General features: G+C 61.4%; 19 protein-coding genes and 2 pseudogenes. 5 read left to right on the top strand and 16 right to left on the bottom strand.

Annotated features, from left to right (window positions below):
- Positions 1-354 precede the first annotated feature (354 nt).
- Positions 355-1,548 (top strand): HEPN/Toprim-associated domain-containing protein, encoded by a 1,194-nt coding sequence (locus tag BUS42_RS41375; protein WP_074317916.1) that lies wholly within the window; start codon positions 355-357, stop codon positions 1,546-1,548.
- 466 nt (positions 1,549-2,014) lie between these two features.
- Here the strand turns inward: BUS42_RS41375 and BUS42_RS41370 are convergent, their stop codons facing one another.
- The 3 genes from BUS42_RS41370 to katG all read right to left on the bottom strand — a co-directional run bounded on the left by BUS42_RS41370 (position 2,015) and on the right by katG (position 5,921).
- On the bottom strand, positions 2,015-2,764 hold the full coding sequence (locus tag BUS42_RS41370) for an SDR family NAD(P)-dependent oxidoreductase (protein WP_074317960.1): 750 nt from the start codon (positions 2,762-2,764) through the stop codon (positions 2,015-2,017).
- A 408-nt stretch (positions 2,765-3,172) separates the two neighbouring features.
- Positions 3,173-3,598 (bottom strand): organic hydroperoxide resistance protein, encoded by a 426-nt coding sequence (locus tag BUS42_RS41365; protein WP_074317914.1) that lies wholly within the window; start codon positions 3,596-3,598, stop codon positions 3,173-3,175.
- Positions 3,599-3,647: 49 nt separating this feature from the next.
- Positions 3,648-5,921: a catalase/peroxidase HPI gene (katG, locus tag BUS42_RS41360; protein ID WP_074317912.1), complete on the bottom strand. Its 2,274-nt coding sequence runs from the start codon at positions 5,919-5,921 to the stop codon at positions 3,648-3,650.
- A 316-nt stretch (positions 5,922-6,237) separates the two neighbouring features.
- Between katG and BUS42_RS46910 the strand changes: the two are divergent.
- Positions 6,238-6,579 (top strand): annotated as a pseudogene (locus tag BUS42_RS46910) (GxxExxY protein); the annotation flags it as partial.
- Between the two features lie 386 nt (positions 6,580-6,965).
- Here BUS42_RS46910 and BUS42_RS41350 read toward each other — a convergent pair.
- The 4 genes from BUS42_RS41350 to BUS42_RS41335 all read right to left on the bottom strand — a co-directional run bounded on the left by BUS42_RS41350 (position 6,966) and on the right by BUS42_RS41335 (position 10,186).
- The gene (locus BUS42_RS41350) at positions 6,966-7,463 is read right to left on the bottom strand and encodes a hypothetical protein (protein ID WP_254054141.1); all 498 of its coding nucleotides are present in this window, start codon (positions 7,461-7,463) and stop codon (positions 6,966-6,968) included.
- Positions 7,464-7,967: 504 nt separating this feature from the next.
- The gene (locus BUS42_RS41345) at positions 7,968-8,717 is read right to left on the bottom strand and encodes an SDR family NAD(P)-dependent oxidoreductase (protein WP_074317958.1); all 750 of its coding nucleotides are present in this window, start codon (positions 8,715-8,717) and stop codon (positions 7,968-7,970) included.
- A 460-nt stretch (positions 8,718-9,177) separates the two neighbouring features.
- Positions 9,178-9,660, bottom strand: a complete 483-nt coding sequence (locus BUS42_RS41340; protein ID WP_074317908.1) for a hypothetical protein — start codon at positions 9,658-9,660, stop codon at positions 9,178-9,180.
- Positions 9,661-9,922: 262 nt separating this feature from the next.
- Positions 9,923-10,186, bottom strand: coding sequence for a hypothetical protein (locus BUS42_RS41335; protein ID WP_074317907.1), 264 nt, complete (start codon positions 10,184-10,186; stop codon positions 9,923-9,925).
- Between the two features lie 18 nt (positions 10,187-10,204).
- Between BUS42_RS41335 and BUS42_RS41330 the strand changes: the two genes are divergently transcribed.
- Entirely contained in the window at positions 10,205-10,534 is a 330-nt protein-coding gene (locus BUS42_RS41330; RefSeq protein WP_074317905.1) for a hypothetical protein, read from the top strand.
- A gap of 147 nt (positions 10,535-10,681) precedes the next feature.
- Here BUS42_RS41330 and BUS42_RS41325 read toward each other — a convergent pair whose 3' ends face one another.
- The 9 genes and pseudogenes from BUS42_RS41325 to BUS42_RS41285 all read right to left on the bottom strand — a co-directional run bounded on the left by BUS42_RS41325 (position 10,682) and on the right by BUS42_RS41285 (position 21,697).
- Entirely contained in the window at positions 10,682-11,050 is a 369-nt protein-coding gene (locus tag BUS42_RS41325) for a hypothetical protein (RefSeq protein ID WP_074317903.1), read from the bottom strand.
- Between the two features lie 490 nt (positions 11,051-11,540).
- Positions 11,541-12,806, bottom strand: coding sequence for a glycosyltransferase family 4 protein (locus BUS42_RS41320; RefSeq protein WP_074317900.1), 1,266 nt, complete (start codon positions 12,804-12,806; stop codon positions 11,541-11,543).
- 31 nt (positions 12,807-12,837) lie between these two features.
- On the bottom strand, positions 12,838-14,103 hold the full coding sequence (locus tag BUS42_RS41315; protein WP_074317899.1) for a glycosyltransferase family 4 protein: 1,266 nt from the start codon (positions 14,101-14,103) through the stop codon (positions 12,838-12,840).
- Positions 14,100-15,215: a glycosyltransferase family 4 protein gene (locus BUS42_RS41310; RefSeq protein ID WP_074317897.1), complete on the bottom strand. Its 1,116-nt coding sequence runs from the start codon at positions 15,213-15,215 to the stop codon at positions 14,100-14,102. The genes BUS42_RS41315 and BUS42_RS41310 overlap by 4 nt, the downstream gene beginning before the upstream one ends.
- Positions 15,216-15,497: 282 nt before the next feature.
- Positions 15,498-16,517 (bottom strand): acetyl-CoA carboxylase carboxyltransferase subunit alpha, encoded by a 1,020-nt coding sequence (locus BUS42_RS41305; RefSeq protein WP_074317895.1) that lies wholly within the window; start codon positions 16,515-16,517, stop codon positions 15,498-15,500.
- Between the two features lie 72 nt (positions 16,518-16,589).
- Positions 16,590-17,483, bottom strand: a complete 894-nt coding sequence (locus BUS42_RS41300; RefSeq protein WP_074317893.1) for a serine/threonine protein kinase — start codon at positions 17,481-17,483, stop codon at positions 16,590-16,592.
- A gap of 661 nt (positions 17,484-18,144) precedes the next feature.
- Positions 18,145-19,430, bottom strand: a pseudogene (locus tag BUS42_RS46905) (glucose-1-phosphate adenylyltransferase).
- A gap of 322 nt (positions 19,431-19,752) precedes the next feature.
- Positions 19,753-20,076, bottom strand: a complete 324-nt coding sequence (locus BUS42_RS41290) for a DUF6793 family protein (RefSeq protein WP_074317890.1) — start codon at positions 20,074-20,076, stop codon at positions 19,753-19,755.
- A gap of 277 nt (positions 20,077-20,353) precedes the next feature.
- Positions 20,354-21,697, bottom strand: coding sequence for an efflux RND transporter periplasmic adaptor subunit (locus BUS42_RS41285; RefSeq protein WP_074317887.1), 1,344 nt, complete (start codon positions 21,695-21,697; stop codon positions 20,354-20,356).
- A gap of 1,126 nt (positions 21,698-22,823) precedes the next feature.
- Between BUS42_RS41285 and BUS42_RS41270 the strand changes: the two genes are divergently transcribed.
- Together BUS42_RS41270 and BUS42_RS41265 are read left to right on the top strand one after the other, a co-directional pair.
- Positions 22,824-24,197 carry a DUF1501 domain-containing protein gene (locus tag BUS42_RS41270; protein ID WP_074317880.1) on the top strand — a complete coding sequence of 458 codons (1,374 nt, stop codon included), beginning with the start codon at positions 22,824-22,826 and terminating at the stop codon, positions 24,195-24,197.
- Positions 24,198-24,277: 80 nt separating this feature from the next.
- Positions 24,278-26,734, top strand: coding sequence for a DUF1553 domain-containing protein (locus tag BUS42_RS41265; RefSeq protein WP_074317878.1), 2,457 nt, complete (start codon positions 24,278-24,280; stop codon positions 26,732-26,734).
- The last annotated feature ends 171 nt before the right edge of the window (positions 26,735-26,905 follow it).

Genomic DNA, 26,905 nt, shown 5'->3' with positions numbered 1-26,905 from the left:
TGACAATCAGCGACTCAGGCCAGCATGGACAATTCTAAGGGGACAATTCTTAGTAAGAGCCGTGATATTACCCTTGACGTGATACACTTCCCCGGTGAAGGCCCCGATGTTTGAGAGGATGACCCAGGGGTAGGCACCCGGTCGCCGACTTGGGGGCCCACTGGGCGGCTCCCGTTCGTAGCCGGTCTCGGCTTCGATTGGCGGTCAGGACTAGCCATGGGGCGAACTATGCCACGGCTGTTCGCTCGAAGGCGATTGTGCTCGAGCCTTCGCAGGTTATGCTTCCCCTCGGATAGAATCTGAACGGACGTACCTTTTTCCAGATGAGATCTAAAGCAGTGAAAGGCGGCCAGATTGGGTTCCCTTATCACACTATCCGTTGGTCGGTTGGAGGTTGATTGGGGGAAGAACAATTTTTTCATTAACCATTCAAGACTGTTCCTACCCTTGGACAATCAGCGGGCCGTCAACTTGAACGAAGAAGAAGACGAAGAGGATGAGCCGGCGTACAGTCGACCGCTCTCAAGCGTGGTCGGTCGGCTCGAACTGCTTGGCTACAACCTTGAGCACTGCCGGGGAATGTACGAGGACCTCGCCTGTGCCATGCCCTACGAGTACAAAGAAGTCGCCGTATCCTTCGACCAATTTGCGAAGGCTCTCAAGTCCGTCAGAGTCGGAAGGATGCGGCTCCCCCAGCCCGATGAAGGCTACGACCTCGGAGAGTTCACCCTCGACAACATCCTCAGAGACCCCCAGTTCACAAAGCGATTACCCCAACTAAAGAACTACTCGCGGAAGGAAGCGACGTTCTTTGAAAACATGCACCCGTACGTCATTTTACGGCTTCTCGCTGAGAATCAACGTAATCTCAGCGAGGATGTCGTTTGGCGTTACCATGACGTGGTCGACGGGGGATGGATTGAGGAGGACAAGCTTTACGAAGGACTCGAAGACGCGGATCGATACCTCATCGTGACGGAAGGAAAGTCCGATTCCTCAATTCTGAAGAAATCGCTCGGCCTACTTTACCCGGACATTGTGGATTTTTTTACGTTCGTTGATATGACAGAGAACTATCCGTTTACAGGAACCGGCAACCTCACCAACTTTTGCCAGGGTCTCGCCCGGATTCGGATTCAGAACAAGGTCTTGGTTGTCTTCGACAACGACACGGCCGGTAACGCGGCTTTCCAGAAGGTGAGGGCTCTGCATCTTCCGCGGAACATGCGGATTGCGTTGCTCCCACCGCTCCCAGACTTCGAGTCGTTCCCGACGCTAGGACCCTCCGGCCCAAACAAGGAGGACATCAACGGGAAGGCGGTCGCCATCGAGCTTTACTTGGACCTGTCACACGGCCCCGCGACCACACCGACGGTCAGATGGACGAGCTACGACAAAAAACTCGACCGCTACCAAGGGGAACTGGTCGACAAGGAGAGCTTCGCTCTCGACTTCATCAAGCAACGCACCCTCGGTCCAGACTACGACGTGACTAAGCTACGCCGGGTATGGGACCACTTGGTCGAACACTGCACGACCAAGAGCTGAGCGATGAAATAGGGATATTCTTAATTCTTGACGCAGTCTGCGCAAACTAGAGAAGATTCACCTCGTCCCCCGGGAACCCCACAAAACGACGGGGAAATTCAACGACAGCCATGTAGGAAACGGTGGATACGAGGGCGAGCAGCCTGGGGACGACAATCGTAAGTGGCAATTTATATGTATTGCCTAAAAATGCGTAAACTCGCAAATTTTATTCCCATGAGACTCTTCGTGGCACCTCATTTTGCCCAGACAATGGTAATCTTGACGAATGTCCCCAAGAGTCTGTCGTGTCAGGGCTATCGCCGCCGCGCCATCGCGTGCGGCGGCGATAGCTGCGATCCCCGCTGTGCGAGCTCGTCGATCATAACCCGTTCCGAATACGCCGCCGACAGCCTATCAGAAGCCCTGGGCAGGGCCAATTTCAACCCGGAAGCAAGTAGCCGAGCCGGTCGTTGCCACGACCCGATCAGCCGCGCAACCCGCCCGCCGTGTGGATGACCTCGCCGGTGATCCAGCCCGAATCCTCACCGGCCAAGAACAGGACGGCCCGAGCGATGTCGTCGGGCTGGCCGATCCGGCCGAGAGGGGTTTTCTTTGCGAATTCCTCAAACATCTCACCCTCCGAGAAGCCGGACGTCCCCTCGGTCATTACCGGGCCCGGATTGATCGAGTTGACCCGGATCTTCCGGCCGCCCAGCTCCTGTGCCAGACTCTTCGTGACCGCATCGACAGCCGCCTTGGTGGCCGAGTAGACCGAGGCCCCGGGCATCGGATGGGTGCTGGCTACCGAGGAGATGTTGATCACAGTGCCCCCCTCCGGGCCGAATCGTGCGGCGGCTTCCTTGGTCGCCAGTATCAGGCCCAGGACGTTCAGGTCGAAGTGCTTGTGGAAGTGCTCGGGGGTGATCCCTTCGAGCGGGGCGAAGTCGTAGATCCCCGCGTTGTTGACCAGGATGTCGAGCCGCTCGAACGCCTTCTGGGCTTCCTCGAAGAGCTTGGCAACCTCCTCGGGCTTGGCCAGGTTCGCCCCGACAGCGATGGCCCGTCCCCCCTCCTTCTCGATCGCCTGGACGACCCGTTCGGCCCCCTCGCGGCTCGACGAGTAGTTGACCACCACGCTCGCCCCGGCTTTGGCCAGGTGTCGCGCGACCGCTGCGCCAATGCCCTTGGACGCCCCCGTGACCACCGCCACCCTGCTCGTCAGATCGTTCGCCATCTTCCGGACCTTCATTGTCAGAGTCGCCGGTTCGCAACCGGCGTGGTTGCGATTCAAAGGTCATGATAGCGCGGCAAGCGACCATGGCAAGGGCCCACTAAATGGTAAGTGGCCCGGAGCGGGTCGAGGCCGCTCCATCCCGGACGTGACTGCTCAAGGCAATGGTCAGCGCCAGTCTTCTCAACAATATCCGGCATCCGGCCTGGGCGACTGGCCAAGAAGCACCAGATCGATCCAAGGATTTCTCAGGAGCGAGATGCATTTGTTTACGAAAGTAGAACGATGGAACTCATTGTTGACGTGCAATTTAATCGAAATATGTTTTCCTGCAAAGTTGCAAAAGTGAACAACAATCCGCTTGTGGCGATAACCGGGCGGGACCTGGATGGCTCCGCCCGGATTCGGGCATCAGACGATCGATAGCCGGACGTCGACGTTATTGCGGGTCGCGTTGGAATAGGGGCAGATCTGGTGGGCCGCCTCGACCAGCCGCTCGGCGTCGGGACGCTCGAGGCCGGGCAGATGCACGCCCAACGCGACGTCGAGACCGAATCCGCCCTCGGAACGAGGGCCGATGCCGACGGTCGCGGTGACGGTGGCCTCCGGCGGGACCCGGAGCTTCAAGCCCCCCGCCGCCACCTTCATCGCCCCGATGAAGCAGGCGGCGTAGCCGGCGGCGAACAGTTGCTCAGGATTGTTCCCCTCCCCGCCGGCGCCCCCGAGCTCCTTGGGAGTGGCCAGCTTGACCTCGAAGGTGCCGTCCTCCGTTCGCGCGGTGCCGTCGCGGCCGCCTCGGGCGGTCGCAGTGGTTTGGTACTTCACGTCTACACTCATGTTCCCCTCTCGTTTTGATCGTCGGATTCAAAAGACAATTGCCGGATGATCATGCGAGGTCGAAGCGGTCGAGGTTCATCACCTTGGTCCAGGCGGCGACGAAGTCACGGACGAACTTCTCCTCCCCGTCCGAGCTGGCGTAGACTTCCGCCAGGGCGCGGAGCTGGGCGTGGGAGCCGAAGACGAGATCGGCGCGAGTGGCTGTCCACTTGCCGGCGCCCGTCTTGCGGTCGAAGCCCGCGAACGCGTTGCCGCAGGGCGACACCTGCTTCCACTCGATGCCCATGTCCAGCAGGTTCGCGAAGAAGTCGTTGGTCAGCGACTCCGGCCGATCGGTGAAAACGCCATGGTCGTCCTCGCCTACGTTGGTCTTCAGCACCCGCATTCCGCCCGTAAGGACGGTCATCTCGGGCGCGGTCAGGGTCAGCAGTTGGGCCTTGTCGATGAGCAAGGCCTCGGCCGGGACGGAATACTTCCCCTTGAGGTAGTTGCGGAAGCCGTCCGCGATCGGCTCCAGCACCGCGAAGGACTCCACGTCCGTCTGCTCCGGGGAGGCGTCCATGCGGCCGGGCGTGAACGGGACCGTGACCTCATGGCCGGCATTCTTCGCCGCTTTCTCGACGCCCGCGCAGCCTGCCAGCACAATCAGGTCGGCCAGCGAGACCTTCTTGCCGGCGGATGCGGAGGCGTTGAAATCCGTCTGGATGGCTTCCAGAACCTTCAATACCTTCGCCAGCAGTGCGGGCCGGTTGACCTCCCAGTCCTTCTGCGGTGCCAGGCGAATCCTCGCGCCGTTCGCGCCTCCGCGCTTGTCCGAACCGCGGAACGTGGACGCCGACGCCCAGGCGGTCGATACCAGCTCCGAGACGGACAGGCCTGAAGCCAGGATCTTCCCCTTCAGCGCGGCGACGTCGGCCTCGTCGATGAGCGGGTGGTCCACCGCGGGGATCGGGTCCTGCCAGAGGAGTTCCTCGGCCGGCACCTCGGGTCCGAGATAACGGGCTCGCGGGCCCATGTCGCGATGGGTCAACTTGAACCAGGCGCGGGCGAACGCGTCCGCCAGTTGGTCGGGATTCTCGAGGAACCGCCGTGAAATCTTCTCGTAAGCGGGGTCGACGCGCAAGGCGATGTCGGAAGTCAACATCGACGGCGCGATGCGCTTCGACGGGTCGAAGGCATGGGGGACCGTGTTCGCGCCCGCACCATCCTTCGGCTTCCACTGATGGGCGCCGGCCGGGCTCTTGGTCAGCTCCCACTCGTAGCCGAACAGGTTCTGGAAGTAGCCATGGCCCCACTTCGTCGGCGTGGACGTCCAGGTGACCTCCAGACCGCTCGTGATCGCGTCGGCGCCGGCGCCCGTGCCGAAGTCGTTCCGCCAACCCAGGCCCTGCGCCTCCAGTCCCGAGGCTTCCGGCTCCGGCCCAACATGGCTAGCCGGCGCGGCGCCGTGGGTCTTGCCGAAGGTGTGGCCGCCCGCGATCAGAGCGACGGTCTCCTCGTCGTCCATCGCCATGCGACCGAAGGTGTCGCGGATGTCGTGGGCCGACGCCGCCGGATCGGGATTGCCGTCCGGCCCCTCAGGGTTGACGTAGATGAGCCCCATTTGCACGGCGGCCAGAGGGTTCTCCAGCTTGCGGCTGTGGATGTCCCCATCCGCATCGTCATCGCTCGAAACCACTCCGCCGTTCTTCTCGACACCTGCCGACCCGTGCTTGTAGCGGACGTCGCCGCCGAGCCAGGTGGTCTCGGCGCCCCAGTAAACGTCCTGATCCGGCTCCCAGACGTCCTCGCGGCCGCCGCCGAAACCGAAAGTCTTGAGCCCCATCGTCTCCAGGGCGACGTTCCCCGTGAGGATCAAGAGGTCGGCCCAGGAGATCTTCCGGCCGTACTTCTGCTTGATCGGCCAGAGCAGCCGACGGGCCTTGTCCAGGCTCACGTTGTCCGGCCAGCTATTGAGCGGAGCGAACCGCTGCTGCCCCCGACCGGCGCCGCCTCGACCGTCGCCGGTCCGGTAGGTGCCGGCACTGTGCCAGGCCATCCGGATGAAAAGCGGCCCGTAGTGGCCAAAGTCCGCCGGCCACCAATCCTGCGAGTCGGTCATCAAGGCGGCGAGATCCCGCTTCACCGCCGCCAGGTCGAGGCTCTTGAACTCCTCAGCGTAGTTGAACTCCCCGCCCATTGGATCGGACTTCGACGAATGCTGGCTCAGGAGGTCGAGCCTCAGCTGATTCGGCCACCAGTCGCGGTTGGTCGTGCCGCCGCCAGCCGTATGTTTGGCGGCTGCGCCGGTGATCGGGCACTTCGTGACGATTTCCTCTGACATTTAGATCTCTCGAGTGTGTCGGGGGGGGGCCGTCTTGTTGATCGAACGGGAACCCGCGAGATGGCGGGGACAATTTAAAGGGGACATTCCCATATATTGCGCAATCTGCGCAAACCAGACAAGATCATCCCTGGAGACTCTTCGTGGCATCCCATTTTTTCCGGCTCCTCAGCAAAATCTGTGGGTGTGGTTCAGCTCAGGGCGTACTGTCCGGGCCCGGATGTTCCTGTAGCCGAAGAGAATGGGATGAACCACGGAGACACGGAGGCACAGAGGAGAGGGAAGAGTCATGAATGTTTAAGATTTAACGGGTCGGGTGATCGGATCGGCAATCGAGGTTCATCGAGTGCTCGGGCCGGGATTGCTGGAGTCGGCGTAAGAAGAATGTTTGTGTTATGAATTGCGGCAAAACAACATCTTGTTTCAGAGGTAGAAGAAGCTCCCGGTCCATTACAAGGATGTCCCGCTTGATTGTGATTACATCATGGATATCGTCATCCCGAAATGCCTCCTCATCGAGCTGAAAACCGTCGAAAGACTGGCCCCGATCCACGAGGCGCAACTCTTGACGTACCTGAAACTCAGCAAGATTCGCCTCGGCCTCCTCCTGAATTTCAACGTCCGCGTCTTGAAGGAGGGAATCAAACGAACGATCCTCTTGATCAACGCTTTCCCCCCTCTCTTCTCTTCCCTGTGCCTCCGTGTCTCTGTGGTTCATCCTCCCATACCCTCCACCCACTGATTCCGCGGAAGAGCCTTTTTTCCAGACAACGGCAATATCGACGAGTGTCCCCAATAGTCTGGTGACTCGGTCGACAGGAGCGGCGGAGAGCAGTTCTTCCCGCTTGTCATTCGTAATCAAGTCCATGACTTCCCCATCTCAAAACCGGACATCATCGTCCGTGCGAGGGGAGGCTTCAGCGTATTCCAATAACAATGAGTCGCATTTTCAGTCACAAGCACAATTAAAAAAGAACCAGCCAGGGATGGGGTACGGTTCATTCGATTGAACGCTCGGACATACCATGAGCCCTCGAAAAGACATCAGAGATTCCGGCGGCAAAGTAGATTAACAAGGCCCCGCCGACCAGGTAGATCGATGCCTCGACGAGACTCCCCCCGGGTAAACTCCCCTGCCGATCCCCAATGAAACCTGTCGTCGAGGATCGCTTGTGCCAGCCTCTGGGCCGCCGGGACGGCGGACAACAAGGAATAGAGTCCCAATAATCTCGCCGCGATGATGTAGACGTCCCGCACCGTGACCGCACGATCCGTGGTGACAGGAACTGAGGGGGCTGATTCGGTTGCGAACCATGATGCGATCGCTGGTGCGAACAAGAGCAACCCTGCCGCGAAGGACGCGTACGCGACGAGGGCGAACCCCGAGGAGATAAGTAAACTCCATTCCCCCTGCCGCCCGGCACCAGAGTCACTTGACTCGGAGAGGAAGGCCACGAGGTTGACCATCGCCGCAACCGCAGTCAACAAGACCCAGAATCCCATCAGGCGCAACATCAGCGTCATGACCGCCTTGGCATTCATCGCGACATCTCCAATATTCTGATCATTTGCAACTTGCTCAGGAGCTTTAGCCACTTTACTTACGTTATCATCCTCCGATTCCATAGAAGTCGCAATGGGCCACTGTCACGACACACAAATGCGCGAACTCTTATTATTCCGAACAATTCAAATGAGACATCAATATATATTGATGCAATCTCCGCAAACTGAACAAGATCATCTCTGCGATACACTTTGTGATATCCCATTTTTCCCAGATGACGGCAATATTGACGAATGTCCCCAATAGCGTCTCCTGAGTTTGGTGTCGATGTCAGATTCCAACCGAAGAATCCGGCGTATCGTGTCAGGGCTATCGCCGCCGCGCCATCGCGTGCGGCGGCGATAGCTGCGATCCTCGCGGTGCGAGCTCCCCGATCGTGACCCGTTCCGAATACGCCGCCGACAGCCTATCAGAAGCCCTGGGTAGGGCCGATTTCAACCCGGAAACCAGTCGCCGAGCCGGTCGTTGCCACGACCCGATCAGCCGCGCAACCCGCCCGCCGTGTGGATGACCTCGCCGGTGATCCAGCCCGAATCCTCACCGGCCAAGAACAGGACGGCCCGAGCGATGTCGTCGGGCTGGCCGATCCGGCCGAGAGGGGTTTTCTTTGCGAACTCCTCAAACATCTCACCCTCCGAGAAGCCGGACGTCCCCTCGGTCATTACCGGGCCCGGATTGATCGAGTTGACCCGGATCTTCCGGCCGCCTAGCTCCTGTGCCAGACTCTTCGTGACCGCATCGACAGCCGCCTTGGTGGCCGAGTAGACCGAGGCCCCGGGCATCGGATGGGTGCTGACTACCGAGGAGATGTTGATCACAGTGCCCCCCTCCGGGCCGAATCGTGCGGCGGCTTCCTTGGTCGCCAGGATCAGGCCCAGGACGTTCAGGTCGAAGTGCTTGTGGAAGTGCTCGGGGGTGATCCCTTCGAGCGGGGCGAAGTCGTAGATCCCCGCGTTGTTGACCAGGATGTCGAGCCGCCCGAACGCCTTCTGGGCGTCCTCGAAGAGCTTGGCGACCTCCTCGGGCTTGGCCAGGTTCGCCCCGACAGCGATGGCCCGTCCCCCCTCCTTCTCGATCGCCTGGACGACCCGCTCGGCCCCCTCGCGGCTCGACGAGTAGTTGACCACCACGCTCGCCCCGGCGTTGGCCAGGTGTCGCGCGACCGCCGCGCCGATGCCCTTCGACGCCCCCGTGACCACCGCCACCTTGCTCGTCAGATCGTTCGCCATCGTCCGGACCTTCATTGTCAGAGTCGTCGGTTCGCAACCGGCGTGGTTGCGATTCAAAGGTCATGATAGCGCGGCAAGCGACCATGACAAGAGCCCACCAAATGGTAAGTGGCCCGGAGCGGGCGCGGGCCGCGGCCGCGCCATCCCAGACGTGACTGCTCAAGGCAATGGTCGGCGCCAGTCTTCTCAGCTGTATCCGGCCTGGGCGACTGACCAAGAAGCCACCAGGTCGATCCAGGGATTTCTCAGGACAATTCCAATTTTCCATTCAGATATATTGACACCAAACACACAAACTGGACAAGATCATTCCTGTGAGACTCTTCGTGGCATCCCATTTTGCCCAGAAAACGGCAATATTGACGAATCTCCCCAAGAGTCTGCGATGAATTCTGGGGCTTTTACCAAGCAGTTGAAGCGGCCTAACGAGTAAATGCAGGATAATCATTAGACATTTTGCTTAAATCCGATTCAATGCGGAGTCGAGTTGCGATATCTTCGCCTTGAGGAACCTGGCGAGATTCTCGGCGTCATCCGTGCCAACCCACGTCTTCCCGCGGTGGTGGATGATGACGCAATCCCATCCGGCGATGTTCCAGACCCAACCTCCCCGCAGGCTAAGGTGGATGCCCCAGCCGTCGAGCAGCGTGGTTCGCCCGACCTCGACAGCTCGCATGTCTTCGTACAGGATCTGCTTCCGGAATAGCGGCAACGGCCCGAAGCGGATGTCGAGCCTATCCTCTTCGTCGGTGACCGTGAGGTGCTGGAAGCATGCGCCGACCAGCAGCAAGAGCACACCCAATGTGGGTAGCCATGTCGTCACTAACGGCTCCTCCCGTAGAAGCAGGCCGAGGCCGAGCGTGAAGACGCCGATTCCGTAGAGCACCAGGGACCACGGCCCTTTCTGGGTGTGTTGGTATCCTGGTGCGTCAATGTCGTTCATGGGAGCGCTCCCCCTCGGCTGTGAGCCGAGGAAGCTACCGGCACGGGGCGGGCCGAGTGCGTTGATGACATGGCCGGCTCCGCCCACTTGAGTCGGCTGGTCCGGCAGCCGCCATTTTCGTCGTAGGATTGTCTTTCGTCAACCGGCGGTCGATCGGCCGATCCGACTTGGGGAGGCGCGGGAACGACAGGATGAAACCGGATCAGAGGGACCGATCGGACAGTCCGGCCGACGGAAGCCGGTGATCCACGGTAGCGCAAGGCTAGGCCTCTTCCTCTACGGTCGCCGCTCGCTCCAGGGGTCGCCGGCGTCCTCTCTCCCGCGCATCCCGGATGGCCCAGATCACGACGCCGAAGAGGCCGAGGGTTCCGAAGACAGAGATCAGGCGATCGGGTGATGGCGCACCGCCTCGGACCGCGATGATAATTAGGAGGGCGAGACTTACGATGGTTGCGACGACCTCCCAAGCGACGAAGAAAAGGATGAAGGTCTTGGCAAGACTTCGCCACTTTCGCAGAGTTGTCATGGCATTTCCTCGAATTCAATGACAAGAACCAATTCAAATGTCGAATTCATTCATATTGACGCAATCTGCGAAAAGCTGGACAAGATCATCCCTGTGAGACTCTGCGTGGTATTCCATTTTGCCCAGACAACGGCAATATTGACGAACGTCCCCAATGGTCTAGACAGTCCGTCTGAGGCACAGCAAGACGAAGGGGAGCGGGAGTCGGACGGCGTCCCTGACGATGGGCTACAAACTGATGGAGAGCGCATCAAAAAGTTGGCGATCGTTGATGGATCAGCGCTCTTGAGAGAGGTGATCGCTGGGGTCATCTTCGAGGACGGAGTGCAGAAAACCAACGCCGCCTGAAATTCTCCGTCCACGAAGATTGACAATACCACAATCCAGACATCCATCGAGTGCAGGCACCGACCCTCAATTGCTCGCCGCCCCCCTCAATCTCGCAACGCATCGGGGGAGTACAGCCATTGAGTCTGACGGCGTGATCTCCAATCCTCAGTCCTTGAGCGTCCACGGACCGTTCGTCAGGGCACTCACCCGCCCCTCGGCTTCGTCCTCGACCTTTGTGAAAGTGAGCTTCTTGCCGACGAGTTTCCAGGTGTACTTCCCAGTCTTGCCGGATTCGGCGCGAGATCCCTGGTCGTCGGTCATCTCGATCTCATCCTTCTTCACCGTGTACTTGCCCTCAGCGACCACGTCTTCGCCGCGTGAGACGGTGTATGTGCCCCCGTCTTCAAATCGGATCGTCCACTGAGTGCCGCCCAACTCAGCAGCGATGGTCCCTTGGGGGAAGTCGGTGGCCGAGGCTGTGGCGGTCAACAGGATGAGCGTCGTAAACGCCGCATGACGGAGTCCGAGTTTCATGGTCGATCCCTTTTTGTGGGGTGTAGGGCGCGATGTTTGAACCAGAGATATTCGGTAAGGTGGGTGAATTATTGTTGAGGCGTCTCACCGCCGCCAACTCCCCTGGGCTCCATTCGACAGACGGGAACAATTCAAATGTGATCTTTTCACGTCTCTATACAATTTATACAAACTGGACAAAATCATTCCTGTGAGGCTCTTCGCAACATCCCATTTTGCCCAGATAACGGCAATATTGACGAATATCCCCAATAGTCTCTGGTGTCACCGTTGGCCGATCGATTCGCGCAGAGTGGGCACGGCCCAGGGAAGCGATTCTGCTACGAGGCTTCGCCACCGAGGGGAAACGGTCACCAACTCACACCAAGCCGCTTATGAGACAGCAAGAGTGGGCCGTCTTCACACAACAAGTCAGCCGGCTACAGATGTGTGAGAAGTGATCAAGATCCTGCCACGGTCGACAACTCGCGATCGTGTCGGCTGGTCGGGCTCACGAGGTCAGCGCTTCTTGAAGCAGGGAGGCGGTGAGTTGTTCGGCCATTCGGGCCAGGCGATAGGCGTCGTGGGAGGAGCCGGCGATGCCCTTCTCACGTCCCGCGGCGTCGACCAGGAGTTGTTCGATCCGAGGGATGATGGCGTCGATGTGGAAGTCTCTCCAGGCGGCGGCCGCACCGCGACGCGCGATGGGCTCGGGGTCGATCCGCTGCTCGATCACGTCGGCGAAGGCGCGGGCGAACGCTTCCGGGGTCCGATCCGCTTTGAGGCAGTGGAGGCCGTGAACCAGCCACTCGGCGATCCCGCACTGGCGCGAGATGATCGGAACACACCCGCGGGCCACAGCTTCGAGTGGGACGAGTCCGAACGGTTCGCGCTCGAGTGTGGGAAAGGCGAACAGGTCGTAATCCTTGTACGTCTCCAGCAGGAGCTTCTGGGGAAGCACCCCTTTGAGAATGACGTGGTCGGACAGGTCGAGCCTTCGAATCAGTTCGAGAAGCCATTGGTCATAAAGGTTGCCGTACATATGGACCGAGAAGTCATGATGGCCGGCATCGCGGAGTCGGGCGGCGGCCTCGATCAGGATGTCACTTCCCTTGAACTGGGCCACTTGGCCGGCGGCCATGATTCGGAGGTGGCCGCCGCGGTAGAAGTCGACCCGCTCGGCCTCTTTCGGACCGGTGATCCAGTAGGGGATGGTCTCGACTCGGTCGCCCAGCGTGAGGCCGCACTCCTCGGTTTCCTGGCGGACCCGGTCGCTGACGACGATGTAGGTCCCGCGGATCCGCCGGGTGAATTCCTCGGCCAGCATCGGGAAGGTTCGTCGCTCGGTGCTGCAGAGGATCCGCGGGATGCAGTCGCCGAGTTGCCAGACCCAGGGGACGTCGAGGAACTGGAGGCAGGCCATCAGGCCAAACCCACCCAGACCGGTCACCGCGCAGACGAAGACGGCGTCAGGCTGGAATTCGTCGAGTACGGTGGTCAGGGCGTGAATATTGTAGGCATTGACAAGTCGCGATTCGGCCTCGTCCAATCGATAGCCGAGGGGATGTTTGCTCATCCCGTTCGGATTCCACTCGTCGGTCAACTTGAACCGGCGGAGGACGTGGGGGGGCGACTCGACCGGAAGCCGAGGCGCCGCGGTTAGGACCCGGACGTCGTGCCCCCGGCCGATGAGAGCGTCGACGACATGAGCGCAGCCGAGTTCGTAGCCGCCGACGAAGTCGGGAGGATACAAGTTACTGATTGCGAGAATCTTCATCGGTCGACGAGCCTCGGACGAGGAGATCGGTTCACGCGGCGATCGCCTCTTCAATGAGTGAGGCGGTGAGCTGCTCGGCCATCCGGGCCAGCCGATAGGCGTCGTGGGCCGATCCCGCGATCCCCTTGGCCTGGCTCGCGGCGCGAACCAGGAGCCGCTCGATCCGGGGCAGGATGGCGTCGAGATGGAAGTCACGCCAGGCGGCCGTCGCGCCTCGGCGGGCCAGGGGCTGGAGATCGATCCGCCGCTCGATGACTTCGGCGAAGGCGCGTGCGAACGATTCAGGAGTCCGCTCGGCCTTCAAGCAATGCACCCCATGAACCAGCCATTCCGCGATGCCGCAACGTCGCGAGATGATCGGCACGCAGCCGCGTGCCAAAGCTTCGAGCGGGACGAGCCCGAACGGCTCGCGCTCGAGGGTCGGGAAGGCGAACAGGTCGTACTCGCGATAGGACTCGAGCAGCAGCTTGTGCGGGAGCACTCCTTGGAGGATCACGTGGTCCGAGAGGTGGAGCGAATGGATCAGCGAGGCGAGATCGGGCTGATGGACCTTGCCGTAAATGTGGACCGAGAAGTCGTCGTGGCCGGCATCACGGAGCCGGGCCGCCGCTTCGATCAAAACATCGGTCCCTTTCCAACGCGCCACCTGGCCGGCGGACATGATCCGAAGGTGCCCGCCACGGTAAAAACTGCGCTGGTTCGGCCCGCAGGTCCCGGTGATCCAGTTCGGGATGGTCTCGACGTGCCCCTGGAGCTTGATCCCGCCGACCTCGATCTCCCGGCGCAACTGGTCGCTGACCACGATGTAATGGCCGCGAATATGCTGAGAGAAGGCATCGGCCAGCCCCGGGATCACCCGCTGTCGGGTACTGCAAAGGTGGTGGGGAACCCGGTCGCCGAGCTGCCAGACCCAGGGGATGTCGAGGAACTGGAGGCAGGCCATCAGGCCGAACCCTCCGAGTCCGGTGATGGCACACACGTAAACGACGTCGGGCTGAAACTCGTCGAGCACGGTGGACAGGGCGTGAACGTTGTACGCGCTGACGAGTCTTGACTCCGCCTCGTCCCGGCGAAAGGCGAACGGGCTCATCCCCATTCCGTTCTCCGACCACTCGTCGATCAGCTTGAGGCGACGGAGGACGTGCGGGGGCGATTCGACCGGGAGCCGAGGCGCGGCGGTCAGGACCCGGACGTCGTGCCCACGGTCGCGGAGTGCGTCAACGACGTCGGCACACGCAAGCTCGTAGCCACCAATGAAGTCGGGGGGATAGAGATTGCTCAGCGCCAGGACTTTCACGCAGCCGCCTCCCGGTGTTTCGCGACCATCTCTTGATAGATTGCAAACATGTTTCGGCCGGCGACCCGGAGGTCATACTCTTCCAGGACGACCGCGCGACCGCGACGACCCATTCGTTCGACCAGGCCCGGGTCGTGCGCGAGTCGGAGTAACGACTCGGTCAACTGATCGAGCCGATCGTAGACGAACCCGGTCTCCCCCTCGCGAATGAATTCGGGCATCGCGCCGACGCGCGAGCAAATCGCGGGCGTCCCCGCCGCCATCGACTCGAGGAGGGTCAGGCCCATCAACTCGGGGGCCACGTGATTCCCGCCGAAGCAATCCTGGTAGACCGACGGGAGAACGGTGACCCAGGACCGATGGTAGAGTTCGCGGATCGCGGCGTCGTCGGCGTCGGTGACGAACTCGACGTCCTTGCCCTGCTCGATGGCGAGGTTGGAGATCAGCCAGGCATAGTCCTTGTGAGTGGGGCGGCCGCAGACCGTCAGTCGCAGCCCCAGGGGAAGGGCCCTGATCAGTTGGTCGATGCCTTTGTGCGGAAGCAGACGGCCCACGTAGAGCACGCGATCCCGAACGGTCGGGAGCGGCGCCGGCGAGAAGGCCGAGGCGTCGACGCCCCCCTTGACGATCGCGATGGGCGTCTTGGTCCAGTAGAGCGAGGCGCCGAAGTCGGAGTAGGCGATAATCCGATCGGCCAGCTCGAGGCTGCCCAGGTTCAGGCCGATCGTGCTGGCCGTGCCTCCATGGTCGGTCATGCAGAGTGGTTTATGCTGCTGCTTGGCGGCCAGGATGCCGAGCTCGCTCGATCGCGTAAATGGGGAGTGAATATGGACGAGGTCGGCATCGGCGATTGCGGCGGGAAGTTCCCACGAGGCGACGTTCGTTCGATCGCCGGGTCGATTGGCAATCGCAAGGACGCGGAGCGTGACCCCGGGGCGGAGCACCCGCCGGTCTGACTGCTCGCCGTAGGAGATCAGCTCGACGATGCATGATCCTCCTGAGGCCTCGACGATCCCGGTGGCCAGGTTCAGCGGGTATCGCTCACCTCCCCCGAGACACGACTGCTCGTCGAAGTAGAGCGGAGTCAGATAGGCGATCTTCCTCAAGCTCATAGGGTCCACCTCATCCTTGACGCGGCCGTCGCAATGCCTGAGTACACCAGGCGCGTTGCCCGCGCCGGCGACACTCGTGTCGGGGTGTTCCGGGGGGTCTCGATGGGGGATGTCGAGGAGGTTGGCGGGATTTCTAACAGAGGAGAGCCGAGGGGTCAAGGCCGGTCGAATCGGCCCAGGTGCAGCGCACAGTCGACCTTTGGGGAGCGAGACCCGGTGACCGGCCCACCGATGCGATTCGGTGGGCCGGGGTCGGATCCGAAATTGGAGCGAGTCGTGACCTCAAGGCGTGGACTTGGGAAGGCCGTTCATCTCGACTCCCCCCTCGTTGAAAACGCCCATCCGGCGGAACTTATCGTAGCGGCGCTGGAGCAGTTCCGAACGAGGCAGTTCGGACACTTCGCGGATCGAACGGATCAGGTACGACTTCAGATTCGCGGCGGCCTCGCGATGATCGCGGTGGGCGCCCCCCAGCGGCTCGGCGATGGCGTCGTCGATAATCCCGAGCCGGAGCAAGTCGCGACTGGTCATCTTCAAGGCTTCGGCGGCCCGGGGCGCGTGCTCGTTCGACTTCCAGAGGATGGTCGCGCAGCCTTCGGGGCTGATGACCGAGTAATAGGCGTGTTCGAGCATCGCCAGGCGGTCGCCGATGCCGATGCCGAGCGCTCCGCCCGATCCCCCCTCGCCGATCACGACGCACACGATGGGCGTGTCGAGCTGACTCATCACCATGAGATTCTCGGCGATGATCGCGGCCTGCCCGCGCTCTTCGGCGGCGATGCCCGGGTAGGCACCGGGGGTATCGATGAACGTGATGATCGGCAGGCCGTACTTGGCGGCCATTCGCATCTTGACGAGGGCCTTGCGGTATCCCTCGGGGTGGGCGCAGCCGAAGTTGCAGGCCGTGCGTTCGAGGAGATTTTTCCCCTTCTGATGACCGACGAACATCACCTTGGTCTCGCCCAGGTGGGCGAGTCCGGTGACGATCGCCTTGTCGTCGCCGATCGCGCGGTCGCCGTGCAATTCGACGAACTGATCGAAGATCAGGTCGAGGTAGTCGCGGGTCTGCGGCCGACTGGGGAGCCGGGAAACCTGCACGGTCTGCCAGGCTTCGAGGTTGGCGTAAATCGTCCGTTTCAGATTCGCCAGTTCGCGACGGAGGCGGCGGATCTGCTCGGCGATCGCCGAAGAATCCACTCCGGTTCGATTCTTTGAGTAACCGACCTCCATCTCGACGAGGCGCGCTTCCATTTCATAGATCTGCGCCTCGAACGGGAGCCGGTACTCGCTTGGGCTGGCCATTGGCGGAAACGTCCTTCAGCGATCGATCAGTCTTCTCATCCGACAAACTCGGCCAGGGTCGGCCAGCCCGACTCACATCGAAAAGCCGCCATTCGCCGCGGGGGCAGGGTCATCCAGGAAGATACGGGTCCGCCGAAATCGACTCAGAAACTCTTCCAAATCCGCCAGGCGATCGGTCGTCCGCTTCTGAAGCATCGACAGCACAAGGTCGTTGAACTCGGGAGTGACCAACTTATTGTGCGCGGTGAGCGGAAGCGGGCGATCGCTCAGATGCTTATTGAGAAGCTCCGAGGTCGAGTTCGCCCGGAACGGCGGTCGTCCGCAAGTGATTTCATAGCAGGTGACACCGAAGCTGTAAATATCGGCCGACGGAGTCGGCGGCTCGCACCGAATTTGCTCGGGGGCCATGTAGCTGGGAGTCCCCTGCCTCGGTGGCTTGCTGCCAAGCATTTTCCGCAGCGCGCCGAACGGCTTCAATGCCAGGGCGTAGTCGATGACGCGCGTCTCTCCCGACTTGTTCACCAAGATATTCTCGGGCTTGATGTCCCGATGGACCCAGCCCTTCTCGTGAAAGAACAACAAGCCGGTCGCCGCTTGCGTGATAATCCGATGAAGCTGGGCCGTCGGCATCGGGTAGACCGACGGGCGGGCGATCGGCAGCTTGAGGTGAAACGACGGAAAGTGGTCCATGACGAAGTAGGGCTGGACCGAATCCCTGAAATATTCATGGACGTGGATCAAGTTGGGATGGCGCATCTGCATCCCCAACTTGGCCTCGAATTCGAACGACTTGCGTTCCGAGGAATCCTCGGCCCGGGACTCGAGAAGCAGCTTCAGTGCGAACCGCTTCCCCGTCGACTCTTGAATCACCTCGACCACAACCGAAGTCGCGCCGGGGTGGAGGGTCCGGACCAAGCGGAAACCACCGATCTTCTCGCTGCCAGCGATATTGGTATCCGCCGCCACAGTTCGTCCTTCCACTCGTGGAAACAGATCGGGAATGCGCGAGACCTACGAACTGCCCGCGCCGCTTGGTCAATGCGATCGATCTGAAGGAAGTTTATCAAAAGCGTGCGCCAACGACAACTTTAGCAAATCGGAGGCCAACCACCCCCAGACCGGTCGACCCGTTCGCAAAGTCGTAAAGGCCTGCCAAAATGGATCAGACTATGGCGAATGGGGTCTGGACTTCCGCTCGAATAGGCCCAACTCGGCGGACATGAAACAGGCTCGACGCCCGACTTGAGTCCAGGCGAGCGACACGGCTGGCCGATGGGAGACGCCCTTGCCACGACAACATGAACGATTCGATTCGGGCGAGGGTCGAATCCCAGTCGTTGGGTGGGCGCGGGCCTCCATCCCTCGCGCTTCGCCAACCAGGAGGTGAGGGGAGACCCAAATATCGCGAAATTTAGCCACGAATGAATGCAAAGAAAACGCAATAACAACAATAAACAATTTGATTTTTTGATAGTTCGTGTCATTCGTGGTCAAATTCCAAACGGGTGGGCCATGTCCACCCGCTTGGAATCGTTTTGGCCTCACGAGGATGTCCCGGCCGATCGCACTCGAGGCGCGGCGTTCCCGGACGATCCCGGCGCGTTTCCAAGGTTGACCGCGTCGGTGGTCAGATCACCAGCCGATCTTGGAGGATCGTGTACTTGGGGATCACCACGATCTTATCGCGGATCACGTAGTGGGGCGCATCGTCGGAGTCGATCACACCGGCCTCATTGCGAATGCGCACGCCACGGCCGATCCGGGCGTTCTTGTCGATAATCGCATTCTCGATGATCGAGTCCGCACCCACGCCGACGCCGGGGCGGTTCGCACGTGTATTGTCTTCCAGGTGCCGACTCTGTTCGTAGCTGTCCGCGCCCATGATGTAGGTATTGCGGATCGTGACGTTCTCGGCGATCTGGGCGCGAACTCCGATCACGGAGTTCTCGATCACCGACCCGCGGCCGATCACACAGCCATCCGAGATCAGGCTGTTGTTCACGGTCACCCCCGAGAGCCGCGAACAGGGCAGATATCGCGGGCGGGTGAACACCGGGTGGTCGCCGTAAGTGAAGTCGAACGGCGGATTTTCACTCGTCAGGTCGATATTCGCTTTGTGGAAGGCACCCACGGTCCCAATATCTTCCCAGTAGCCGTCGAAGAGATGGGTCTGGACCCGGTGCGAGTCGATCGCTTGCGGGAAGAGTTCCTTGCCGAAGTCGGTGGCATCACCCGAGGCGAGCATCTGGACCAAGGTGGTTCGATTGAACAGATAGATCCCCATGCTGGCCAGGTAGGAGCGGCCCTGCGACTTGATCCCGAGCCGCTCGAGCCAGTCGGGGTGGTCCGGATCCGCTCGAGTTTCTCCGGCGTTTTCGGCTTCTCCTCGAAGTCGGTGACGCGCCCGGACATATCGATTCGCATGACGCCGCAGGATTTGGCCTCTTCCTCCGCCACGGGGAGCGCAGCGATCGTCACTTCCGCCTTGTTTTCCAGGTGAGTGCGGATCATGTCCTGGAAATCCATGCGGTAAAGCTGATCTCCCGAGAGGATCAGCACCAGGTCGTAACGATTCTCCGTGAAGTAGGGAATGTTGCGCCTGACCGCGTCGGCCGTTCCCTGATACCAGGTTTCATGCTGCATCGTTTGCTGGGCCGCCAGCACCTCGACCATTCCACCGCCGAACGGGTCGAATTTGTACGTGTTGGCAATATGCCGATGGAGGCTCACCGAGTTGAACTGGGTCAACACGAAGATTTCATTCAGCCCAGAGTGAATGCAGTTGGAGATCGGTATGTCGATCAGACGGTATTTGCCCGCAATCGGTACGGCGGGCTTACTCCGAGACTTCGTGAGCGGATAGAGCCGAGTCCCCCGCCCTCCTCCCAGGATCAGACAAACCACCCGGCTCATTGCTATTTCTCCGACCTGAAGTTGAGGTGAGCGAACCGCCCGACCCGGATTTCGGTCCGTGCCGGCTCATTTGGAAGACGAACTCGAGTGCGATCGAAATATCGAAGTGTGACACAAAAAAAAGAAGAGAGGTGAACTGTCGCCGAGCCCGAGCAATCCGCCGGCCCGGCGACAGTCTCACCTCCCCTATTCGTAGGCCGAAGCCATTGGAGTCTCGGAGCAACCTCAAGCAGTTTTGCTCAGCCGCCGTTCAGTCCAGCGTTGCAAGGGTGACGCACAGCTCACCCGGTCGCGCGATTCGGAGGCGGGTCCGAATCGGATTTCACCAGCCGATTGCCATGTTCGACTCGATCGCCTTGCGAGCGCCGTCGAGGTCACAACCCGTCTGCTGCATGTACAACCGAACGGCGTGGAGCTTGTCTCCTTGGGCCTTGGCAAGGCAATCTCGGGCCGTCGTACAGGGGTCAAGCGCCCCCTTCAAACCCAGCAAATTCTTCGAGATCACCCAGGCGTCACGAGGTCGATGGCTGACCCGGAGAACCTCCTCGCTCGGGTAATTGGCGCTGGCGAACCCCCTCGCGGAGGCCTCGTCGTCAACGCATGCAATCATGATATGTGATGTGGTTTCCACCTCGTACAAGGGCATAGTCGAACCCCTTTCTGGAAGTGAGTGAGCCAGGGGCCGTGCGCACCTGCGATGGGAGTGCGGCTCCTAAAGGCGATGGTACACCTCTGGTAAGGTCGGGTCAAATGCTTGGCGGTCGCCAATTTTAATTGTCGGGACGGTGAGGCCACGCAACCCGGCGGTCGTCCCCGGGAAGTCAAGGACGTGGCGAGGCGGGAGCCCGAGGCCGGTCATGAATCGAGAGGCGTTCCCCTTTGGGATTCGCGACCGGCCCCGCTGCGATCGGTTCGCGTCAGCGTCATTTCTCGGAGGTGCCCGTGGCCACGGTCAGGGCATCGTCGTAAAGCTGAGCCAGGATCAGGCTGCCCAGGGTCACGATTTCCTCACCCGCCTTCAGACCGCGACAAACGATCACCTTATCGTGGTTCTCCTGGGCGACTTCGATCACCCGGCGCTCGAAACGATCGACCGGTGGGTTCATGGAATCGTCGCCGCTCGTCGCTCTCGGCTTGCGGACGAACACAAAGTCGTTGCCGCCGGCCGAGACCATCGCCAGCCGCGGAATTCTCGTCTGCCCGGGTTTGGGAGGAATATCGAGGATCGCCTTGACCAGCATGTCTGACTTCAACCGGGCTCCCGGGTTCGGGATTGAGGCGCGAATCTTGACCGCGCGGGTTTCCTTGGAGACTTCATTGGCGACATACTGAACCTTGCCTTCGATCTTCTCCGCCAGGAAGGGGAACTGGATCTCCAGGGTCTGACCGACTTTCACCTTGTCCTGGTCGAGCTCGTAGACGTTCACCATCACCCAGAGATGGTCGAGCGGGGCGATCACCATCAGTACGGTCGAAGTCTCGTAGAAGTTCTGCGGCACAACCTCGCGTTCGATCACGATGCCGTCGACCGGCGAGACGAGCGTCATCTTGGCCTTGCTTTCGATGTTGCCAAACTGGGCTCCCGTGGGCTTGGCGTCCACCTTGGCGTCAACGTCGCGGAGGGGGCCGAGGAGCGGCTCAATTTCCTCGTCCGGCACTTTGAGGATCTGGAGTCGGTCGCGGGCGAGGGTGTATTCGAGACGGGTCTTCTTCTCGTCGTTGATGGTGTCGACCCAGAGTTGCTTGGAGATCGCGCCGGTCTTGACCAACTCCTGCCTTAGACTGAAGAGTTTCAAGTCATGTTGCCACTGCACATATTTTTCTTGAAAGTCGCTCTTGGCGGCCGCCAGTTCCGTGCTGTGGAGTTCGACCAGTGGCTCGCCCTTCTTGACGGTCTGCCCGAGGGAGGCGTGGACCTCTTCGACCAGGGTATCGAACCGTGGGCGGATCTTCGTGAGGGTGTCGGGATCGTAGGCCGTTCGGCCGGTCAGCTCGAGTTGGATCGGTTCCGATTGTGCCGCGACGGTGGTCACACCGAGGCCGAGCGCCCGCTCCTCCTCGGCGTTAAGCTTGATTTCGTGATTCCAGGGGCGAACGACATCGACATCGACCAGGTCGGGCTTCGGAGTCGACACCTCCGAAGGTACGATGACCTTTTCCACATGTTTTAAGGCTCCTTTGACGTAAGCCTTGGATACCCCGCTCAGATAGACCGCTCCCCCCACTGCCGCGAAGGTCACGAGCGCGATCGTCGATTTCCAATACATCGAGGTCGGTCTCCAGCGATCCGACCCCCTAGATTCAGGGTCGGGATGATTCGTTCAAGAAAAGGGATCAGTCGATGAGCCGGGTCGTCGTTCAGGCTCGCGAATCACCGCGCTCCGCGTCGGGGCGGACGCAGTCGTTCAGGCGATTCGGAGCCGTCGCGACGGATCGCCCCGTCGACCGCGTCACGAGGAAAGCCCTCGGAGCAGAGCAGGTCCGTTCGAAGAGGGGCCGCGTCATGATGGGAAGAGCCATGGGTGCGTCGTCCTCATTCGACAGAGGGATTGACGTTTGACCGCGCCCTCAGACTTTCCGAAGCGCGTTCTCGAGAGCAGAGCCGAGTGGATTTTTGTTTAAGGGACCGACGGCCGAAAGGTCGACGGGTCCTATGGAGCCGCCGCAAGGCCGGAGAAGGACGTGCGCAATCAACAGCGTAAGCACAATGGTTGCGTCAGTGGGGGGGAGGAGCGTTGAGTCGAGATCATTGTGGGGACAGCGGCCGACTCCACGGACATGGAGCAGCCATAGGCCGGAAACGCGATCAGGTCAAAGGCGAACGCGCAGGCGTCGTCTCCTTCTGGCTCCGGCTCGCCAATCACCATCGAGATCGTCAGGCAATCCCAGGGGGTCCGGGCCGACGCATCACCGGACATCTGGAGATGTTGAGTCGCTTCATCAAACCGCCCTTGCGCGCCCACAGCGATCGTTTGGGTGGAACACTCCACCGCCGAGAGCGCAAGCTGCCACGGGAAGGCCAAGAGAAGGGCCAATCCGAGCGTAGTGCCGCGCAATTCTCGGCGAGAAGTGATCACGGTTTAAGGACTCGGTGAAACGGATCCGCCTTCGGTAGGTTGACTAAACACCAATCCTACGCGATTGTTCCGGTTGCGTGAATAAGGAATCGCATCGAAACCACACGATTCCCCTCCGAATTCTTTACGACTAGCATGCGGACTCAGTGCGGTCGGGCGAACCGAGGCCGGTCGGTTTTCGAAGAGCCAAGGTCAACCGCGGAGACCCGTTCTGGTGGTTTGACCGTCGGGTTTGCAGCGGATAGCATTGGCGCGGTCTTCTTTTCAAGACCGACCCACCGCTCAGTTCCGACTTCCTTTTACCGAGGGTTTCCGCATGATTCGCGTCGATGCCGAAAAGTCGGTGCGGTTTTGCGATGGCCTGTCGCGCCGTGATTTCCTTCACGCCGGCTCCCTCGCCTGTCTCGGGCTCGGCCTGCCGGGTTTGCAAGCCCTTGAGGCGCACGGAGCGGTAGCAAAGCAGCGGGACATGAATTGCATCCTCCTGTTCCTGGTGGGCGGGCCCTCGCAGCTCGACACCTGGGACATGAAGCCGGACGCTCCGGAGGAAATTCGCGGTCCGTTCCGCCCGATCGAGACCAACGTTCCCGGGCTCTGGGTTTCCGAGATCTTTCCTCGGATGGCCCAGATGATGGATAAAATCGCCCTGGTCCGCTCGGTCAACCACACGGCGGCGGCCGTTCATGATACCGGCCACCAGATGATGCAGACCGGGCGGCTCTTCAGTGGGGGCATCGAGCATCCGCACTATGGGAGTGCCCTGGCCAAGCTGAAAGGCCCCAACGGCGATACCCCCGCGCATGTCCTGCTCCCCCGCCCGATCGGGGCGACCGGCGGAAACATGCCCCACGGTCAGAACGCGGGCTACCTCGGCAAGACCTTTGACCCGTTCGTTCTGAACGCCGATCCCAATGACAAGGCGTTCAAGGTCCCCGACCTGCTTCCGCCCGACTACGTGACGGCGGTCCGCGAAGCGCGACGGCGGTCGCTCCGCTCCGCCATCGATGGCGCCGTCGGCTCGTTCGAGGCGTCAGGCGACGCGCGCCTGCTCGACGCCAACTTCGAAGGGGCGTTCAAGCTGATGGCAAGCCCGGCCGCTCGCGAGGCCTTCGATCTGAAGGCCGAACCCGAGGAACTGCGCGACCGCTACGGCCGAACCCGATTCGGGCAGAGTTGCCTGCTGGCGCGCCGCCTGGTTGAGCGTGGGGTTCGGTTCGTCACGGTCAACATGTTTGAAACCGTCTTCAACGAGATCACGTGGGACATCCACGGCTCGGCTCCGTTCAGCCCGATCGAGTGCTACAAGAACGAGGTCGGCCCCAACTTCGATAACGCGTTCACGGCCCTGCTCGGTGACCTCGCGAAGCGCGGGATGCTCGACAACACGATGATCCTGGCGTTCGGCGAGTTCGGTCGAACCCCCAAGGTGAACCCGGCCGGAGGGCGCGACCACCACCCCGCCTGCTGGACCTCTGTGTTTGCCGGGGGCCCGTTCAAGGGGGGGCAAGCCATCGGGGCATCGGACGAGATCGGCTATTCCCCCAAGGATCGTCCGGTCACTCCCGCCGAGATCGCCGCCACGGTCTACCAAGGGCTCGGGATCAGCCTGGACACCGAGTTGCCGGGTCCGCAAAGCCGCCCGTTGCGGATCGTCGACCACGGGGTCGAACCGATCAACGAGCTCTTCTGATCCGAATCCGAGCCGCGGTCGTTCCCTCCTTCCGACTTGAACCGAATTCGAAACCAAGCCCTGATCGAGGCCCGCACGCGATGCAACGTCGCCACTATTGGACCGCGCTCCTCGTTCTCGGCGGGAGCGTTTCGACCGCGGTTGGGACCGAGATTCAGCTCTTGCCCGGGGTCGCCCGCCTGGACGGCCCCAAGGCCCGCCAGCGCTTCTTGGTCGAGGCCCACGAAGGTCAAGCCTTCATTGGAGACCGCACCGCCGAGGCCCAGTTCACCGTGGGCGACCCCAAGGTGGCCACGATCTCGGACGATGGCACCGTCACTCCGATCGCCAATGGACTGACCGAAATCTCGGCGACCCTCAACGGCCAGGTGGCCCGGGCGAACATCTCGGTCGAGAACTTCGAGCGGCCGTCGCCCTGGAGTTTTCAAAACCATGTGTTGTCGGTTCTGACCAAGGCCGGCTGCAACTCAGGCGCCTGCCATGGCGCGGCGGCCGGGAAGAACGGGTTCCGGCTCACGTTACGCGGCTATGCGCCCGAGGTCGATTTCGCCGTCTTGACCCGCCAGGCCCAGGGGCGTCGGATCGTCAAGACTGCACCGGCAGAGAGCCTGCTCTTGCTCAAGCCGACCGGGGCCGTTGAGCACGGCGGCGGAATCAAGTTTTCAACCGACTCGCTCGAGTATCGCGTGATCTCCGAGTGGATCGCGGCGGGGACCCCGAAGCCAAGTGCCGATGACCCCACAATCGTCTCCCTCGCGGTCGTGCCCGAGTCGGTCCTCCTCAAGCCAGCCCAGACCCAGCAGGTTCTGGTTCAGGCCCGCTTCTCCGACGGTCATGTCGAGGACGTCACCCGCTGGGCCAAGTTCGCCAGCACCGACGACACCGTGGCCAAGGTGGATGAACAAGGGCGAGTCAAGGTCGAGGGACACGGCGAGGCGGCCATCACGGTCTGGTACGCCAGCCGAGTTCAGCGCACCACGGTCACCTCCCCCTACGAAACCAAGATCGATCCGGCGGTCTTCGCCGCCTCCCCACGCCATAACCCGATCGACGAGAAGAACCTGGACAAACTCAAGTCCCTGGGCATCCCCCCCTCCCCCGACGCCGGCGATGCCACGTTCCTCCGCCGCGCCTCGCTCGATGCCACCGGCACGTTGCCCTCGGCCGCGTTGGTCGAGGCCTTCCTCTCCGACACCAACCCGAAGAAACGCGATCAACTGATCGATCGCCTGCTCGCCAGCCCGGAGTTCGTCGACTACTGGGCGTACAAGTGGTCCGACCTGCTCCTCGTCTCCTCGAACACGCTGCCGCCGCCGGCAATGTGGTCGTTTTATCGGTTCGTCCGCAGGAGCGTGGCCGACAACGTCCCCTGGGATCAGTTCGCCCGCTCGATCGTGACGGCCAAGGGAAGCAGCCTCAGCAATGGCGCGGCCAATTACTTCGCGCTGCACCGCGACCCGATCGACCTGACCGAAAGCTCGAGCATGGCGTTCCTCGGGATGTCGCTCACCTGCGCCCGCTGCCATAACCATCCGATGGAGAAGTGGACCCAGGACCAATACTACGGCGTCGCGAGTCTCTTCTCCCGGGTGCAGCTCAAAGACGGCGGAGCGGTGGGCGACGTGGTGGTCATGGCGTCGCCCGAAGGGGAGACCCGGCACCCCCGGTCCGGGGTGGCCATTCCCCCCCGGCCACTCGACGGTCAGGCCCTCTCCCTCGCTTGGCGAGGCGATCGTCGCGAGGCGTTCGCCGACTGGCTGGGTCAAGCGGACAATCCTTACTTTGCGCGTGCGATCGTCAACCGGGTCTGGAGGAACTTCTTCGGCCGCGGCTTGATCGACCCCGAGGATGACCTGCGGGCCACCAACCCCGCCAGCGACGAACCGCTCATGAACTGGCTCGTCGCCGATTTCCTGGCACATAAGTATGACGTCAAGCACTTGATCCGGACGATCATGAGCTCGGCCGCGTACGCTCGGTCCAGCGTTCCCATGCCGGGACACCCGGCGGATCCGAAATACCTCAGCCACTACCCGGTCAAACGGCTCCCCGCCGAAGTCATCCTCGACGCGATCGCGCGCGTGGCCGATGTGCCCACGCCGTTTGCAGGCTACCCCGCGGGCTGGCGGAGCCTGCAACTGCCCGACACCAAGATCCAGAGCACATTCCTGAGCGCGTTCGGCCGGCCGGAACGGCTGAGCACGTGCTCGTGTGAACGCTCCTCGGAGCCGTCCATGTCGCAGGCCTTGCACCTGGCCAATGGCACGACGATCAATGAGAAGCTTCGCAGCGACACGAGCGCGATTTCCAAGGCACTGGCGGCCCAGGCCAGTGACGACGAGATCATCACCGGCCTCTTCCAGGCCGCGCTGACCAGGCGGCCCACCGAGAGCGAACGCCAGCGACTCAGGGCAATCCTCCGCGAGGCCGTTGCAGGACTGACCGACCCCAAAAAAGCGGCCACGGCACGGCGGCAAGCGATCGAAGACCTGTACTGGGCCACCTTGACGGGCAATGAGTTTCTGTTCAATCACTGACTCAATGGCATGAATCCTTGTTTTGGAGGGTGGGCACGGCCCACCAGGATTCGACTCAAGCCGGTCGATTTGCCGACTCCCGCCGAACGGCTTGTCCGTACCAACCCTGCAAAACAAGATGATATCCCTACCGCCTGAGACAAGCGCCGATCGATCGACCACCCCCGAGGC

The sequence above is a fragment of the Singulisphaera sp. GP187 genome, assembly GCF_900129635.1.
GTDB lineage: Bacteria > Planctomycetota > Planctomycetia > Isosphaerales > Isosphaeraceae > Singulisphaera.
This window is presented reverse-complemented; position numbering and strand designations above follow the sequence as displayed.